The 16479-nt window shown below is 57.5% G+C and carries 14 protein-coding genes and 1 other RNA gene; 12 read left to right on the forward strand and 3 right to left on the reverse strand.

The annotated features are described in order from the left end of the window. Nucleotides 1-8: 8 nt before the first annotated feature. Nucleotides 9-2753, reverse strand: a complete 2745-nt coding sequence (gene secA, locus ACJU26_RS14605) for a preprotein translocase subunit SecA (RefSeq protein WP_414040326.1) — start codon at nt 2751-2753, stop codon at nt 9-11. Nucleotides 2754-2803: 50 nt separating this feature from the next. Between secA and ACJU26_RS14610 the strand changes: the two genes are divergently transcribed. Continuing rightward, on the forward strand, nt 2804-3319 hold the full coding sequence (locus ACJU26_RS14610) for a DciA family protein (RefSeq protein ID WP_414040327.1): 516 nt from the start codon (nt 2804-2806) through the stop codon (nt 3317-3319). Here the strand turns inward: ACJU26_RS14610 and lpxC are convergent. Then, nucleotides 3259-4173, reverse strand: a complete 915-nt coding sequence (lpxC, locus tag ACJU26_RS14615; protein WP_414040328.1) for a UDP-3-O-acyl-N-acetylglucosamine deacetylase — start codon at nt 4171-4173, stop codon at nt 3259-3261. The genes ACJU26_RS14610 and lpxC overlap by 61 nt on opposite strands. A 263-nt stretch (nt 4174-4436) precedes the next feature. On the opposite strand from lpxC, the gene ACJU26_RS14620 reads away from it, so the two are divergent. Genes ACJU26_RS14620 through ACJU26_RS14630 form a run of 3 tightly spaced genes read left to right on the forward strand, consistent with a single transcriptional unit; the run spans nt 4437 to nt 8135 of the window. Next, on the forward strand, nt 4437-5057 hold the full coding sequence (locus ACJU26_RS14620) for a glutathione S-transferase N-terminal domain-containing protein (protein ID WP_414040329.1): 621 nt from the start codon (nt 4437-4439) through the stop codon (nt 5055-5057). A 1-nt stretch (nt 5058) separates the two neighbouring features. Next, complete coding sequence (locus ACJU26_RS14625; RefSeq protein ID WP_414040330.1) at nt 5059-6804, forward strand: AMP-dependent synthetase/ligase; 1746 nt, start codon at nt 5059-5061, stop codon at nt 6802-6804. Next, nucleotides 6795-8135 carry a CCA tRNA nucleotidyltransferase gene (locus ACJU26_RS14630; protein ID WP_414040331.1) on the forward strand — a complete coding sequence of 447 codons (1341 nt, stop codon included), beginning with the start codon at nt 6795-6797 and terminating at the stop codon, nt 8133-8135. Before ACJU26_RS14625 ends, ACJU26_RS14630 begins: the two co-directional genes overlap by 10 nt. Here the strand turns inward: ACJU26_RS14630 and ACJU26_RS14635 are convergent. Then, complete coding sequence (locus tag ACJU26_RS14635; protein ID WP_414040332.1) at nt 8107-8373, reverse strand: hypothetical protein; 267 nt, start codon at nt 8371-8373, stop codon at nt 8107-8109. The two genes, ACJU26_RS14630 and ACJU26_RS14635, sit on opposite strands and share 29 nt — an antisense overlap. Before the next feature lie 137 nt (nt 8374-8510). On the opposite strand from ACJU26_RS14635, the gene rnpB reads away from it, so the two are divergent. From rnpB to mraY, 8 genes are all read left to right on the forward strand, one after another. Then, nucleotides 8511-8856, forward strand: an RNA gene (gene rnpB / locus ACJU26_RS14640) — RNase P RNA component class A. A 319-nt stretch (nt 8857-9175) separates the two neighbouring features. Further along, the gene (gene mraZ / locus ACJU26_RS14645) at nt 9176-9631 is read left to right on the forward strand and encodes a division/cell wall cluster transcriptional repressor MraZ (protein WP_215843043.1); all 456 of its coding nucleotides are present in this window, start codon (nt 9176-9178) and stop codon (nt 9629-9631) included. Then, entirely contained in the window at nt 9628-10587 is a 960-nt protein-coding gene (gene rsmH, locus ACJU26_RS14650; protein WP_414040333.1) for a 16S rRNA (cytosine(1402)-N(4))-methyltransferase RsmH, read from the forward strand. Before mraZ ends, rsmH begins: the two co-directional genes overlap by 4 nt. Then, nucleotides 10577-10840: a cell division protein FtsL gene (gene ftsL, locus ACJU26_RS14655; RefSeq protein WP_414040334.1), complete on the forward strand. Its 264-nt coding sequence runs from the start codon at nt 10577-10579 to the stop codon at nt 10838-10840. The genes rsmH and ftsL overlap by 11 nt, the downstream gene beginning before the upstream one ends. Then, the gene (locus ACJU26_RS14660) at nt 10837-12609 is read left to right on the forward strand and encodes a peptidoglycan D,D-transpeptidase FtsI family protein (protein WP_414040335.1); all 1773 of its coding nucleotides are present in this window, start codon (nt 10837-10839) and stop codon (nt 12607-12609) included. Before ftsL ends, ACJU26_RS14660 begins: the two co-directional genes overlap by 4 nt. Then, a complete protein-coding gene (locus ACJU26_RS14665; RefSeq protein ID WP_414040336.1) occupies nt 12596-14047 on the forward strand; it encodes a UDP-N-acetylmuramoyl-L-alanyl-D-glutamate--2,6-diaminopimelate ligase in 1452 nt (483 codons plus the stop codon). The genes ACJU26_RS14660 and ACJU26_RS14665 overlap by 14 nt, the downstream gene beginning before the upstream one ends. Beyond that, a complete protein-coding gene (locus ACJU26_RS14670) occupies nt 14044-15396 on the forward strand; it encodes a UDP-N-acetylmuramoyl-tripeptide--D-alanyl-D-alanine ligase (protein WP_414040337.1) in 1353 nt (450 codons plus the stop codon). The genes ACJU26_RS14665 and ACJU26_RS14670 overlap by 4 nt, the downstream gene beginning before the upstream one ends. Then, nucleotides 15396-16478, forward strand: a complete 1083-nt coding sequence (gene mraY / locus ACJU26_RS14675) for a phospho-N-acetylmuramoyl-pentapeptide-transferase (protein WP_414040338.1) — start codon at nt 15396-15398, stop codon at nt 16476-16478. Before ACJU26_RS14670 ends, mraY begins: the two co-directional genes overlap by 1 nt. Nucleotide 16479 lies beyond the last annotated feature (1 nt).

Genomic DNA, 16479 nt, shown 5'->3' on the forward strand with positions numbered 1-16479 from the left:
GCGCTTCCTTATTGCAAACGTCCGTGACAATGCTTGTATTTTTTTCCAGAACCACAGGGACAAGGCTGATTTCTGCCAATTTTTTCTTCCCCCAGCAGGGGCGACTGACCTGCTGTTCCAGCCATGCTTTCCCCCAGAACCGTTCCGGCAACCGCGGCCATGCCGTGGCTTTCGGCAGCCGTTTCCGTGGCAAACTCCGGATGGGAAAACTGCAGACGCTGGGGTGCGGCAACCTGGGCCAGGGTGTCCCAATCCATGGTCTCAGCGGCTGGACTGACATGCAGCCGCGACAAGGTGCTGATGACCTCTTCACGCATTCGTGCCAGCATGCTGTTGAACATCGCCAGAGATTCCTTTTTATACTCTTGCTTGGGATTTTTCTGGGCATATCCTCGCAAATGAATGCCCTCGCGCAAATGGTCCATACTCGCCAGATGATCTTTCCACTGGCTGTCCAATACCTGCAACATGATGGACTTTTCAAGATGGCGCGCCATTTCACTGCCCATCAAAGCCTCTTTTTCCCCATAAGCGGCGCGAACCATCGCCATGATTCGGGTACGCAGGCCTTCGTGATTCAGACGTTTGTCATCTTCCAGCCACTGGGCGACGGGGGCCTCCAGCCCAAAAATTCGCGACAAGGCTGACTCCAGACCCGGTACATCCCATTCTTCTTCCATGACCCCGGCAGGGGTGTAATCGGCCAGCACGGCGTCCAGCACATCTTCCCGCAGCATCTGGATTTCTTCGCTGATATCATCCGCATCCATAAAGGCGTTACGTTGCTGATAGATGATCTTGCGCTGCTCGTTCGCCACATCATCGTATTCCAGCAACTGCTTACGAATGTCGAAGTTGCGGCTTTCCACCTTGCGTTGGGCATTCTCAATGGATTTGGTCACCCAGGGATGCTCGATGGCCTCCCCTTCTTTCATGCCCAGCTTCTGCATCAGCCCGCCCAGGCGGTCGCTGCCGAAAATCCGCATCAAGGGATCTTCCAGACTGAGATAAAAACGCGTGGTCCCTGGATCTCCCTGACGACCGGAACGGCCACGCAGCTGATTATCCACCCGCCGGGATTCATGCCTTTCCGTACCAATGATATGCAGCCCCCCCGCTTCGACGGCCCGGTCATGGAGATCTTGCCAACCGTTTTCCAGGGCTTCGGCACGCGCGCTTTTACTTTCCTCGTCCAGATCCGGATTCGCCAGCACCATATCCACCTGATGGCCAACATTACCGCCCAGGACGATATCGGTTCCGCGACCGGCCATATTGGTGGCGATGGTCACGGCACCGGGAATGCCTGCCTGGGCGATGATTTCCGCTTCCCGTTGGTGCTGCTTGGCATTCAGTACCTCGTGGGGGATTTTGGCCTGCTTGAGCAGATGGGATAAAAACTCGTTGTGCTCAATGGAAGTGGTGCCCACCAGCACCGGCTGTCCCCGCTGATGGCAATCCCGGATATCCTCGACAATGGCGGTCCATTTTTCCTGGGCGGTACGATAGATGAGATCGGCCCTGTCCAGACGCCGCACCGGCTTATGGGTCGGTATGACCACCACTTCCAGATTGTAGATCTGGTTCAGCTCAAAGGCTTCGGTATCCGCCGTACCGGTCATACCCGACAGTTTTTCATACATCCGGAAATAATTCTGGAAGGTAATGGAAGCCAGGGTCTGATTTTCATTCTGGACCTCGACCCCTTCCTTGGCTTCCACGGCCTGATGCAACCCATCCGACCAGCGCCGCCCGGTCATCATGCGCCCGGTGAATTCATCGACAATGCAGACTTCGCCATCACGCACAATGTAGTCCGTTTCGCGATGATAGATGACATGCGCGCGCAATGCCTGATTCAGATGATGGACCAGGGTGACGTTGGCCAGATCGTAGAGATTGTCTTCTGTGAGCAGACCATGTTCCGCCATCAGCCGCTCGGCTTTTTCGATACCCTCTTCGGTGAGCATGACCTGCTTGGCTTTTTCGTCAACCGTATAGTCTTCCTCGACGACGAACTCCCCCACCAGTTTATCCACGCGGAAATACAAATCCGTATTTTCTTCGGTGGGACCACTGATGATCAGCGGGGTCCGGGCTTCATCGATGAGGATGGAGTCCACCTCGTCAATGATGGCATAGTGCAAGCCGCGCTGTACCCGGTCGGCGGGGGAAAAAGCCATATTGTCGCGCAGATAATCGAAGCCGAATTCGTTATTGGTCCCGTAGGTAATGTCCGCCGCGTAGGCCGCACGGCGGTCTTCCGTGGCCAGATCGGAAACGATGGTGCCCACGCTGAGGCCGAGAAAATTGTGAATCTTGCCCACCCATTGGGCATCACGACTGGCCAGATAATCATTGACCGTGATGACGTGTACCCCCTTGCCGAGCAAGGCATTGAGGTAGGCAGGCAGGGTAGCGACCAGGGTCTTGCCTTCACCCGTCCGCATTTCGGCAATTTTGCCTTCGTGCAGCATGTAACCGCCAATCAGTTGCACGTCATAGTGACGCATGCCCATGACCCGACGACTTGCTTCGCGCACCACGGCAAAAGCCTCGGGAAGGATGGCATCCAGAGATTCACCCTGGGCGATGCGCTCCTTGAAAACCGCCGTCTGCGCCGAGAGGGTTGCATCATCCATGGCTTGGTATTGCTCTTCCAGCGCGTTGATCCTGGCTACCACGACACGGGCTTTCTTGATCAGACGCTCATTGCGACTACCAACAACATGACGGATGATGGTTCCAAACATGAATAGACAAACCTAGGTAAAAAATATTGTGCAGGTTAGCATGAAAGCCCATGAATGATAAACGACAGCGCGCACAGCGCCCATTTGGCTGTCGCCAGCCGGGCAATATCGGGAGCATTCTGCAAAAAGCCCGCCAGCTGCGGGAGCGGCAAGCTGCCTGGAATGCCCTGCTCGGTCTGGAGGCACAGGATTGCACCTGGTTGGTAGGCTGGTCAGAAAACACCCTGCAGGTGCTTTGCCAAAGCCCGGTTTGGCACACCTGGTTACGCCGCCATGAAAAAAAACTGATCAAAAGCTGGAACAAAACCTTTCCCGACACACCGGTACAACAGATCCAGTCCAGTGTCAGGCCTTGGCAGGCCCAGCTCCCCGCGCCGCCCCAGGCGTCGAAACCCGCGGGAAAATACGCGGTTCAAGCCGCACCCATACTCAGAGAAAGCGGAAAAGCAATGCCCCCCGCCATTGCCGCCGCCATGCTGCGTCTGGCGGCGACGCTGGAAAAAGCTCAGGCAGGAGAGGCTACCAAGGTTTCGGCAAAAGAGAAGGGTGCCGAACCTTCGGAATAATCGACAAATTCCCAGGCATCCTGACGCTTGAGCAAGGCCCGTAACAAGCTGTTATTCAGAGCATGGCCGGCCTTGTGTCCAGAAAAATGTCCCACCAGGGGATGTCCCAGAAGATACAAATCGCCAATGGAATCCAGCACCTTGTGCCGCACGAATTCATTGGTGTAACGCAAGCCTTCTTCATTGAGAATGCGGTAATCATCGACGACAATCGCATTATCCAGATTGCCGCCCAGAGCCAGACCCATTTTCCGGAGAGTTTCCACTTCACGCATAAACCCAAAAGTCCGGGCACGTGCCACTTCTTTCAGATAGGAAGTCCGTGAAAAATCCACGGTCACATCCTGACCCCCGTTTTTTACTACGGGGTGATCAAAATCAATGGTGAAACTGACCTTGAACCCATCAAAAGGCTCCAGGAGCACCCACCGGTCAGCATCCTCGGCGAGCAAGGGTTTGCTAATACGGATAAAGCGCTTGGGCGCATTTTGCTCTTCAATACCGGCACACTGGATCAAAAACACAAAAGGGGCTGCACTTCCATCCATGATCGGAACTTCCGGACCATCCAGATCAATATAGGCATTATCAATACCCAGGCCCGCCAGGGCGGACATCAGGTGTTCAATGGTGCCTACTCGAATTTGTCCGTCGCCAATATTGGTGGAAAGACGGGTATCCACCACATGCAAGGGATCGGCCTTGATCCAGGCGCCTCCTTCGATATCACTGCGATGAAAAACAATACCGGTGTTAATCGGGGCAGGGCGCAGGCCCAAGTAGACCTTGCGGCCACTGTGCAGGCCAATTCCGGTACCCCAAATCATATTCTTAAGCGTGCGCTGACGGATCATAATATTATCCCTATGCGATCCTCAGGACCGCTCTCCCAATGTGTTGTAGTTTAGGTTACAACATTTTGTTGTCTCTATACAACTTACCGACTGGTCGGGCAGTTTACAGCGGCCCGCGGACTTCGACAAGTCATATTGACAATCGTTGACACATGGAAATACCCCAAATATTGCGCCAGTCATGTATAATCAGGGTGCCGATGGAATCCTGCGGGAATTTCATGCCTGGATATACTCTACTTTGCGATCAAGGAAGTTCACCTATGGCCACGCCCAGCAGTAAAAAAACCCTGATGACATTATATTCCAGCGAAGATTGTGTGTATGCGCATCGCGTGCGTTTTGTCCTGGAAGAAAAAGCCATGGAATACCAGACCATCGAAGTCGATCTCGCCCAGAAGCCTGAAGAACTGGCCGATCTCAATGCCTATAATCAGGTTCCCACCCTGCTGGACCGAGATCTCGCCGTTCACGAATCCGTGCTGATCATGGAGTACCTGGACGAACGCTTTCCTCACCCGCCACTCATTCCCGTTGACCCTATTTCCCGGGCCAAGGTACGCATGGGTTTGCTGCGCTTTGATCAGGACTGGTTTGCCCCGCTGTTTCAGCCCGGCTACAGCCCTGAACAAAGAAAAGCCGCCAAGGAGCAGATCCGCAGCACCATGGCCGGGCTCAGCGCGATTTTTACCCAGCAGCGCTTTCTTTTTGGTGATGATCTATCCATTCTGGATTGCGCCATTGCGCCCCTGCTCTGGCGCTTGCCGGTACTGGACATCAGCCTGCCGGCGGCCGCCAAAGCCACCCAAGAATACATGGGTCGTTTGTTTCAGATGGAGAGTTTCAAACGCAGCTTGACGCCAGCCGAAAAGGCCATGCGCTGAGATGTTGACCGACCTTGGTCAGCTGCGGAGTCTGCCTGAAGGTTTGTTCGCGCGTTGCAGCCTTGACCCTCAGGGTTGCATTGCCCTGGAACGTCAACAGCAAGGAGGTTTCCAGAAAGTCAGTGCCGCCCAGTTTCAGACCAAAGTCCAGGCGCGCGCCGAAGGTCTGCTGCGTCTGGGTGTCAAGCGCGGGGAAAGGGTCATCTTGATGGCACCCAACTCCATGGACTGGGCCATCATGGATTTTGCCATTCTCAGCATTGGCGCCATCACCGTTCCGCTCTATCCCAGTTTCAGTCCTCGGGAAATTCACTATGTTCTGGGAGACAGTGGCCCTGGATTGGTCTTGCTGGAGGGCAAGCAGGAGTGGGAAAAAATGCGGGGCGAAGGTTGGGGCGTCTCCCAGGAACGCATCCTGCTCAGAGACGCGGCTGCGGCCGAAGATGCCGGGCTTGGTCACTGGGTTCAACTGGAGCAAGGCAACACTCCCGCCCAGCGGCAAGAACGGACAGAGCGCCTTGCCGAACTGCACAGAGATCAGATAGCCAGCATTGTCTACACTTCCGGGACCACCGGCTGGCCCAAGGGCGTCATCCTCAGTCACGGCAACCTTCTCAGCAATATTGCCGGTTTTTTGCCTTTGGTTCCCTTGCGGCGGGGACAGCGCCTCTTGTCCATTCTGCCACTCTCCCATGTGTTTGAGCGGGGTACGGGACATTTTGGCGCCTATCTGCTGGGACTGGAAATCGCCTATGCCGAGCGCCCCGATACCGTTCTGCGGGATATGGAAGCTGCCCATCCGGATATTGTCGTCGCCGTACCCAGGGTTTTTCAGTTGTTGTACAGCCGGGTGCGGCGCAGCATTGAAGAGCGCAAGGGCATTGTGGGCCGCTTCATGCAGCGCGGCGCTGGATTGAGTTCCAATGATCGACCTGCACCTCAGTGGCAGCGTCGCCTCGCCCGCCACCTACTCGCCTCTGGCTTACGCAAGAAACTGGGAGGTCACCTGCGCTTTTTTGTTTCGGGTGGAGCGCCGCTGGATGAAGATATTGCCCGATTCTTCCTGAAAATCGGGCTACCCATCGTGGAAGGCTATGGGATGACCGAAGCCAGCCCAGTCATAGCCGCCAATCCTCTGGATCATATCCGCCCTGGAACCGTCGGTCGCTTCCTGCCCAATCTGGAGGGACGCATAGCCGCCGATGGCGAAATACTGGTGCGTGGACCATCCATCATGTCCGGCTACTGGAATAATGACAGCGCCACCCGGGAAACCCTCGTCGAAGGCTGGTTACATACCGGCGATGTCGGCAGCCTGGATGAAGAGGGATATCTGACCATTTATGATCGCAAAAAGGATCTGATCGTCAATTCGGCGGGTGAAAACATTCCTCCACAAAAAATCGAGATGCGCCTGATGGCGCAGCCCCTGATCAGTCAGGCCATGGTGTTTGGGGATCGACTGCCTTATTTGAGTGCCTTGATTTTCCCCAATCCGGAGCAAGTCCATACCCGCTTTGGCGTAAATCCTGATGCCAACATTCTCCGCAAGGCCATTCAGGAAAGTATTACGGCTGCCTTGCAGGATCTCCCCTCCTATGAACAGGTAAGGCGTTTTGCCCTGTTGCCGGAGGCCCTGAGCGAGGCGCATGGAGAAGTCACCCCCACCCTGAAAATCAAACGCCGGGTGGTGGCCGAACGCTATGCCGAATTGCTGAACGAGATGCGCAAAAATCCGTGGACATAGCCCTGCCGCCAAGACTCGCGCCGGTTTTCACCGCGCTGGAACGTGCGGGCGCCAGAATCTTGCTGGTGGGTGGGGCGGTACGGGACAGTTTGCTGGGTTTCCCCGTTCATGACTGGGATCTGGAAGTTTTCGGATTGAGCGAAACCCGCCTGGAAGAATGCCTCGCGCCCTTTGCTGTGCACCGGGTGGGCGGTCGCTGTGCCGTCTGGTTGCTCGCCGGTGCGGAAATTGCCTTGCCCCAAAGGGGAGGAATCCTCGATCCCCATCTCCCCTGGTCCATGGCCGCCCAGCGTCGTGACTTTACGGTCAATGCCCTGGCCTGGGACTGGCAATCTGGACAGGTGCTGGATACCGTCGGCGGCCTCCGCGATCTTCAGGAAAAACGCCTGCGCGTGGTGCATCCTGAAACCTTTGCCGAGGACCCCCTGAGAAGCTTCCGGGCCGCGCGCTTTGCCGGACAACTGGATTTTCATCTGGATGCGGCCAGCGTCCGCATCTGTCAAAAACTGGCGATCGCATTGGCAGAACTTCCTGCCGAGCGATTGCGCAATGAATGGGAGGCGCTGCTCTTGCGCGGGCGCAATCTGCGGAGAGCCTGGGATGCCCTGGCGCAAACCGGCAGTATCCAGGCTTTTCCGGCCATCGCCGCCTTGCAGGCTGTTCCCCAGCGCCCGGATGCGCATCCGGAAGGCGATGTCTGGATACACACGGGGAAAGTACTGGCTGAGGCGGCCGCGCTGCGCCAAGGCCAGCCCGCCAGAGACCTCGTGCTGATGCTGGCGGCGCTTTTGCATGATCTGGGCAAGGTGAGCTGCACGCGGCGTGACGCCCATCAGGTCTGGCGAGCCATCGGCCATGAACAGACTCTGGCACCGGCAACGATCTTTCTCGGTCGCTACTTTCCAGGCGCCCAACTGCAGTCACGGATCTTGCCGTTGCTCCGTTGGCACGGCGCTCCCCATGCCTTGTTCCACGCCAAGGCAGGCCACAAGGCTTATGCCCGCCTGGCCCTTCGGGTGCCGGATCGCCGTCTCCTTCTGGACCTTGCCCTGGCTGACGCGCGCGGGGCCGGGCACAGCGATGTCCCGGCCATCGACAGCGCCCGCCAGATCTGGCAGAAACTGGGCCTCTGGGAAACTCTCCCCAGCGCCTTGCTGCGCGGTGAAGACTTGCTGACTCTGGGTATTCCTCCGGGACCCAGACTCGGCAAGATCTTACGCGCCGCCTACCAGAAACAGGTTCTGGAAAATCATCAGGATCGCCTTACTCTCGTCAAGGCCATGCACGGCATTTTCCCTGAGATCAATCCCCCAGACGCCCCTTCTTGTTGACTGCCGAAGCATTCCCCCACTGTCCCATGTCCGGTACTTGCACCCCTACCCACCAGTAGGGGGCGACACTATCCTGACCGTGGCCACCTACCAATGTCTGCCCTGGTGCCAGGTGCACGTGATCCAGCAGATTTCTGGCTTCTGCCCGACTACGAAAAATAGACCAGGCCACCACCCTTGCCATGGGTGTCGTTGAGGGAACATCACGGGGCTCGTCCAAAAAACTGTCATTAATCATGGTGTTCAATCCTCCATAAAACGGCGTCAGTAGCCAGGATGTTCAGTACGTCACCGCTCTGACCCATACAGTATAGCCCGCAAATGCAGCCTTTATTTCTTCTGACAGATGGTTTGAAAACGCGTATGATCCGCCTCGGAGTGGGCCAGACGACCGCCGCGGAGCAATCCGGGGAGGAAAGTCCGGGCTCCACAGGGCAAGGCGCCGGTTAACGGCCGGGAGGCGCGAGCCTACGGAAAGTGCCACAGAAAATATACCGCCAAAGCGCGCAAGCGCCGGTAAGGGTGAAAAGGTGCGGTAAGAGCGCACCGCATTTCCGGCGACGGGAATGGCAGGGAAAACCCCGCCTGGAGCAAGACCAAATAGGCGTGCGATACCGTGGCCCGCGGTGCATGCGGGTAGGTTGCTGGAGCCTGCGCGCAAGTGCAGGCCTAGAGGAATGGTCGTCCACGACAGAACCCGGCTTATCGGCCCACTCCCATTTTCAACGATTCCGCCACTAAATCTTGCAATGGCACGGAACCCTATTTACAAGCTTTTGATTCAAATGGCATTACAATCCGTTTTATCCGCCAGGCACAGTCCGCCGGACTTCCCCGGAAACACAGGATCAAATCACTTTATGGTGCATAATCCTTGTATTACATGATTCCTTTAAAGTGTTTTATAACTCTTCATAAACATGCGCTAACATGCCGTAATTATTCAATATTTACCCTTGACAGCAAGCGGCATCCCCTCTAGTCTTCACATTGTGGGGGAAAGTGGGTGAATGTGGAAGATTCTGGAGAAAGGATGCAGCATGTTTAGGGGAACGCATCGACACAATCTTGATAGCAAGGGGCGCATGAACGTTCCTGCACGTTTCCGCGACTGGCTGAATGCCCATTGTGATGGCCAGATAGTGGTGACCATCGACGTGCAAAGTCGTCCTGGCGAACATTGCCTGGTGGCCTATCCCCTTCCTACCTGGGAAAAAGTAGAGGCCAAAGTGGCCGAACTGCCCAGCAACAATCCCAAGGCTCGCCAATTCCAACGAATGTTCGTCGGTCAATCGGAAGAAATGCGCCTCGACAGCCAGGCCCGCATCCTGCTCTCACCCAACTTGCGCCGTTTCGCGGAAATCGACAAGGAACTGGTGGTCGTCGGCCAGATCAACAAATTCGAGATCTGGGACGCCCAATGCTGGGATCGTTACCAGGAAAACAGCCTCAGCGACAACGAGGGTTTTGCCAGCCTGGGGGATCTCGTCCTGTGAATACGCCAGCTCCCGGATCGCACGTCACCGTTCTCCTGCAAGAAAGCGTCGCCATGCTCCTGCCTGCCCTTGGCGCGGGAGCTGCAAGGCGCTGCGTGGATGCCACCGGTGGACGCGGTGGTCATAGCGCGGCACTACTGGAAAAACTGCAGCGTCAGGACATGCTCCTGATTCTGGATCGGGATCCCAACGCTATCACCGCCCTCAAGAACCGTTTTGGCGACGATGACCGGGTGGTCATTCGCCAGGCCCGCTTCAGCGAGATTCGCGCCGTGCTCCAAAGTCTCGGCTGGGACAGTGTGGACGCCATTCTGGCCGATCTGGGCGTGTCTTCCCCCCAGCTCGATGAAGCGGAACGCGGCTTCAGCTTTCTGCGTGACGGCCCCCTGGATATGCGCATGGATCCTGACAGCGGCATCAGCGCTGCCGAATGGCTGAACAGCGCGTCCGAAACGGAAATCAGCCTGGTGCTGAAAAATTACGGTGAGGAGCACTTCGCCCGCCCCATTGCCCGCAAAATCGTCCAGCAGCGTGCCCAGGTTCCGCTGCAGCGCACTGGCCAGCTGGCCGAACTGATCGCCACAGTGGTTCCCCGTCATGAGCCGGGATTCAATCCGGCGACCCGCAGTTTTCAGGGCATTCGCATTTTTATCAATCACGAACTGGAAGAGCTGGAACATTTTCTTCCCGAAGCCATGGCGGCGCTGCGGGCCGGTGGACGTTTGGCCATTATCAGCTTTCATTCCCTGGAAGATCGCATGGTGAAGCGGTTTTTTCGGGCGGACGATTTTCGGGTCAGCAGCGATTTACCACTGCGTGCGGCAGAAATCCCGCCCTTGCCCTGGCGGGCCATTGGCAAAAGCCTGCGGGCCAGCGCCGAAGAAGTCCAGATGAACCCCCGTTCCCGTTCAGCCGTACTCAGAGTTGCCGAAAGGAGTGACCGTCATGCGGCGTAGCACTATGATTCTGGCCATTCTCATCATGGTCACCCTGATGGGCATTGTTGCGGCTCGGGAAAACACCCGCAGCCAGTTCATCGCCCTGCAGGAAGCGCAGGCCAAGCATTTCGCCCTGGATAATCGCTGGGGACAACTGCAGCTGGAACAGGCCACCCTCGCCTCCAATGCCCGGGTTGGGAATATTGCCCGGCAAAAACTGGGCTTGAGCGCGCCGAAAACCAACCAGATTGTCATGGTGAAAGCCCCGTGAATCCGATCTCTGTCCCTCCGGCAAATATCCCCGTCCGCGCTTTACCGGCGTGGCGGGCGACAGCTCTGTGGGCAACCGTGACCCTCGCCTTCGCAGCGATCATGGTTCAGTCCTGGCGCGCGCAGGTGGAGCAAGGTCGCTTTTTGCGCGACCAGGGCGCCCAACGCTATTTGCGCCATTTCCCACTGCCGGTACAACGCGGTCCTATTTTTGACCGGAATGGCAAGCCTCTGGCCTTGTCCGTCCCGGTCAAGACCCTCTGGGTGGATCCACAAGTATTCAGCCGACAGCAATGGCCGCAAGTCGCTGCTGATCTGGGCATCAGTGTCAACGAACTCCAAGCCCGCGTCCACAATGGCGGCAGCCATTTTGCCTTTATTGCCCGCCAGATTGCCCCCGAACGCGCTGAAAAAATCATGGCGCTGCGGGTTCCCGGCCTGCACAGTCTCAACGAGAATCGTCGTTATTATCCTGCCGGTAGCATCGCGGCCCCTCTCATCGGCTTTATCAATGTCGATGGCAGCGGTATCGAAGGTCTGGAACTGACTTATAATCAATGGTTGAAGGGCAAGGCCGGAGAGGAAACCGGATTGCGCGACAATTTCGGCCATCCTCTGGGCTTACGTGGTCCTACGCGTTCCGCCCGGCCTGGTAAAGCCCTGACCCTGAGCATCGATCGCCATCTCCAGTATGTGGCTTACACCAGCCTGGCCTCGGCAGTGCAGCGTTTTCAGGCCCGCTCGGGAGCGGCAGTGCTGATGGATGTGCAAAGCGGTGAAATACTGGCCATGGTCAGCTATCCGGCTTTCAACCCCAATGATCGCAGCGACTACCAGGCGGATCTTTACAACAATCGTGCCGTTGCCGATACCTTCGAACCGGGCTCGGTCATGAAACCCTTCACCATTGCGGCAGCGCTGGACGACCATAGCATCCGACCCGACACCACTTTCAACGTCAATACCAACTGTTTTCGGGTGGCCCACTTCTGCATTCAGGATGATGTCCGGCACAACAACCTGGATCTGGCCCAGGTGCTCAAGTATTCCAGCAACATCGGAGCGGCAAAAATTTCCCTGCGCACCGCTCCGGCCGATCTTTTTCACCTGCTCCATCAGGCCGGTTTTGGACAAAGCAGCGGGCTTGGGCTTCCGGGAGAAAACCCCGGCATGCTGCCCGCCTGGCAGGGTTGGGATATTGCCCGCAGGGCTGCGATGGCTTACGGATATGGCCTGTCCGTCACTCCCCTGCAACTGGCGGCAGCCTATGGGGCCATTGCCAACCATGGAGTATATGTAGCGCCGACCCTGATTCGTCAGGAAAATCCGGCCACAAAAGGGGTGCAGATCATGTCCGCCGCCACCGCCGCCCGCCTGACCCGGTGGCTGGGCGGCGTCACCAGTCCGGGGGGTACCGGCTTTCTGGCCAGCATTCCTGGCTACAGTGTGGCCGGCAAAACAGGCACCTCCATCATGGCCAACGGCAAAGGCGGTTTCCATAAAAATCAGGTCAACACCACTTTTGTCGGCTTTGCTCCTGCCCAGCACCCTCGACTGGTCATGGCTGTGGTCGTGCGCGATCCTACCCAGGGCTGGCGTTATGGCGGGGTCGTAGCCGCCCCGGTATTTCGGGTGACCATGGCCGCCGCCTTGCAAGGTATGGGCATTCAACCGGATCCAGCACTTTTGAACGATGCGATGGCACTCCGCCAGGCGTCAGCGACCGAAACCCAGCGTTGGGCGGAAGGAGCGGGTGATGCCGCGCACTGAAAAACTGTCCCGACTGTTCGATGATCTGCCTAACGCGCTGGCAGAACTGACCGTGACGGGTATCGAAACGGATACCCGCCGCCTGCAACCCGGCATGCTTTATGTGGGATTACGCAACCGTCATGGGGATGCCGATCAGTTTTTAGCTCAGGCTTGGCAGGCGGGCGCCGCTGCCGCAGTGCTGGAAGCCGATCAGAACGCCATGATTCCGCAAGAAAATGCTCATCCCTGCTGGCAAAGCGCCGATCTCCGCGAAAAGCTCGGCCACGCCTTGCGCCGCTGGCATCAATGGGATGAAAAACAAGCACCGGTGTTGATCGGCGTGACAGGTACCAACGGCAAAAGCAGTGTGACCCGCCTGATTGCCGAATTGGCACCGCAACCCGCCATGCTCATGGGGACCTTGGGCTATGGTCCGGTCAACGCCCTCGTTCCCCATGCCAACACCACCCCCGAAGTCGTCCGCCTGTGGGAAACCCTGGCTCTGCTCCGCGATCAGGGTGCCAAAGTCATTGCGCTGGAGGTCTCTTCTCATGCCCTGGCCCTGGGCCGGGTAGCGGCCGTGCCCTTCCAGGTGGCGGTATTTACCAATCTCAGTCGTGATCATCTGGATTTTCACGGAGACATGCGGCAATACGGCGCGGCCAAGGCCCGCCTGTTTCGCTTTCCGGAATTGCAACTGGCGGTTTTGAATCGGGATGAGCCTTTTTCCGAAGTACTGGCTCAACAGTTGGATCCTCGAGTACAAATAATCGGCTTCGGAAAATCTCCTTGCGATTTCCAGGTGCAAGAACTTCACTGTGGAGCCAGTGGCACCCTGTTGACCGTAAATAGCGCAAAGGGCACGCAACAATGGCGGAGTCCGCTCATTGGCGACTGTAACGTCCAAAATTTACTGGCGGCCCTGGCTACTGCAGAGGGACTGGGCTGGACCGTCACTGAAGCGCAGGTGCGCCAGTTGGATCTACCGGAAGGCCGCTACCAACGCCTGACTCCAGAACCGGACAAGGCTCAGGTGATGATCGATTATGCCCATACCCCGGATGCGCTCGAACGGGTGCTGAAAGACCTCCGCGCCATCGCCAAGGGAAAAATCCATCTGGTATTCGGCTGTGGTGGGGATCGGGATCGGGGTAAACGTCCGGAAATGGGCGCGGTAGCCGAACGCTTTGCCGATCACGTCATTATTAGTGACGATAATCCCCGGAGCGAAAATCCCGCAAGCATCGTTCAGGACATTCTGGCAGGCATGCAAGATCCGGCTGCCGCCGAAATCATTCATGAACGGGCAACCGCTATCCATACAGCCATTCGTCAGGCCGAAATCGGCGACTGGGTATTGATTGCTGGCAAAGGTCATGAACGTACCCAGGAAATCCAGGGGCAAAAATTCCCGTTTCAGGATCAGCAGGTGGCCATGGAGGCACTCAGCTCATGATCCGCTACTCTCTCAACGATATCGCCCGCATTACCGGTGGCAAATTGCTGCCGGGCAGCCAGGGAAAGGACGAAATTCACGGCGTCGCCACAGACAGTCGTCACCCCATGCTGGGCAAACTGTTTGTGGCCCTCGCCGGAGAGCACTTTGATGCTGCCGATTTCGTCTCGGCGGCCTTCGCCCAGGGAGCCGGCGCGGTGCTCTGCAATCGTCGGGTGGAAGCACCTGGGGTAGTGGTCGAAGATGTCCTGATCGCCTTCCAGAAGCTGGCCCAGCAGTGGCGGCAGCGCTTCAGCCTCCCCCTCGTGGCGATTACCGGCTCCTGCGGCAAAACCACGGTCAAGGAAGTATTGACCGCCATCCTCAGCGAGCGCGGGCCGGTGCTGTCCACCCAGGGAAACCAAAACAATCACCTGGGCGTGCCCCTGACCCTGGCGAGACTGGGTGCAGAACATCGCTATGCCGTGCTGGAAATGGGCATGAATCATGCCGGGGAACTGACGCTGCTCAGCGGCCTCGCCAAACCCACCCTGGCATTGATCAATAATGCCGGGCCAGCCCATCTCGCCGGGCTGGGGAGCGTGGCGGCTGTTGCGGCGGCCAAGGGAGAAATTCTCTCGGGACTGGACAAGCACGGCATCGCCATTCTCAATGGGGATGATGCCTATGCGGACTTCTGGGCAGAAAAAGCGCCGGGAGAAATCTGGCGATTTAGCCTGAACAATCGCCCGGGCCGAGTGCAGGGACAGTGGCAGGCTAGTTCGGGCATTTATCAGCAACTAGATGTCCGTGCCCCCCAAGGGGCATTCACCCTCGAAGTGCCCTTGCCCGGCAAGCATAATGGCGCCAATGTCCTGGCTGCTGTCACGGCCGCACTCGCCCTGGATGTGGATATTGCCCAGATTCAGCGTGCCGTGGCCGGTTTACAGGTGGTTCCCGGCCGTTTGCAATGGCGTCCGGGTCTGGTTGGCAGTCGTCTTCTCGATGACACCTACAATGCCAACCCCGCCTCCCTGGAAGCCGCATTGCGCGTTCTGGCAGCCCAATCCGGTCAGCGCATTCTCGTCCTCGGCGACATGGGGGAGCTGGGTCCGGACGCCGCTCTCTATCATCGTCAGGCAGGCGTTCTGGCCCGCCAGTTAGGCATTGATGCCTTTTATGGACTGGGTCCGTTAGCCGCTGAAACCGCTGCAGCCTTTGCGCCGGATGCTGAACATTTCCTGGAAATGGATCCTCTGCTTGCCGCACTGCAATCCCGGCTGAACCCGGAAACGGTGCTACTGATCAAAGGATCCAGGGCCGCGCACATGGAGCGGGTCGTGCAGGCACTAGCGGCAGGAGAAGCCTGATGCTGTACGCCCTGTTCATGCAACTTGGCCAGGTCTACCACGGTTTTTACGTGTTCCAGTACCTGACCCTGCGCGGGGTGCTGGCCATTCTGACCGCTCTGGTGCTCTCCCTGGTGGTCGGTCCCTTTTTCATTGCCCGTTTGCGCTATTACAAGATCGGCCAGATGGTGCGTCATGATGGACCAGAAAGTCACTTCAGCAAGCAGGGCACACCCACCATGGGTGGCGCCTTGATTCTGCTGGTGGTCATCATTACCACCCTGCTCTGGTCAGACTTGCGCAACCCCTTGGTCTGGGTGGCCATCATCACCACCCTGGCTTTTGGGGGCATCGGCTTTGTCGATGATTGGCGCAAATTGCGCCGTCAGAATACCAAGGGACTTTCGGCACGGGCCAAATATGGACTGCAATCCCTCTTTGCCCTGGCCGCAGCCGGCGTACTGTACGGGCTGGCCAGCAAGTCCGTGGAAACCAGTCTGATCATTCCATTTGTTCCCCATATCCTGATTCCCTTGGGCTTTGGCTTTATTATCTTCAGCTATTTTGTCATCGTCGGCACCTCCAATGCCGTCAATCTGACCGATGGACTGGACGGACTGGCCATCGTCCCCACCATCATGGTGGCGGCGGCGCTGGGAATATTTACCTACGTTTCAGGCAACGCCGTTTTCGCCCACTATCTGGATCTGCCCTGGGTTCCAGGCTCCGGCCAGATGCTGATTTTCTGCGGAGCCCTGGTCGGCGCCGGACTCGGCTTTCTCTGGTTCAACACCTATCCGGCCGAAGTCTTCATGGGAGATACCGGGGCGCTGGCACTGGGCGCGGCACTGGCCATTGTCGCCATCATCGCCCGCCAGGAACTGGTGCTGGTCATCATGGGCGGCGTTTTTGTCATGGAAACCCTGTCGGTGATGATTCAGGTTGCCTCGTTCAAGTTGACGGGCAAACGGGTATTTCGCATGGCTCCCATTCACCACCATTTTGAAAAAAAAGGCTGGCCGGAACCGCGTGTGGCGGTGCGCTTCTGGATCATTACCGTGATCCTCGTACTGATTGGCCTTTCCAGCCTGAAGATACGCTGAC

Origin of the sequence: Acidithiobacillus sp. M4-SHS-6, assembly GCF_047421495.1 — a bacterium.
GTDB lineage: Bacteria > Pseudomonadota > Gammaproteobacteria > Acidithiobacillales > Acidithiobacillaceae > Acidithiobacillus.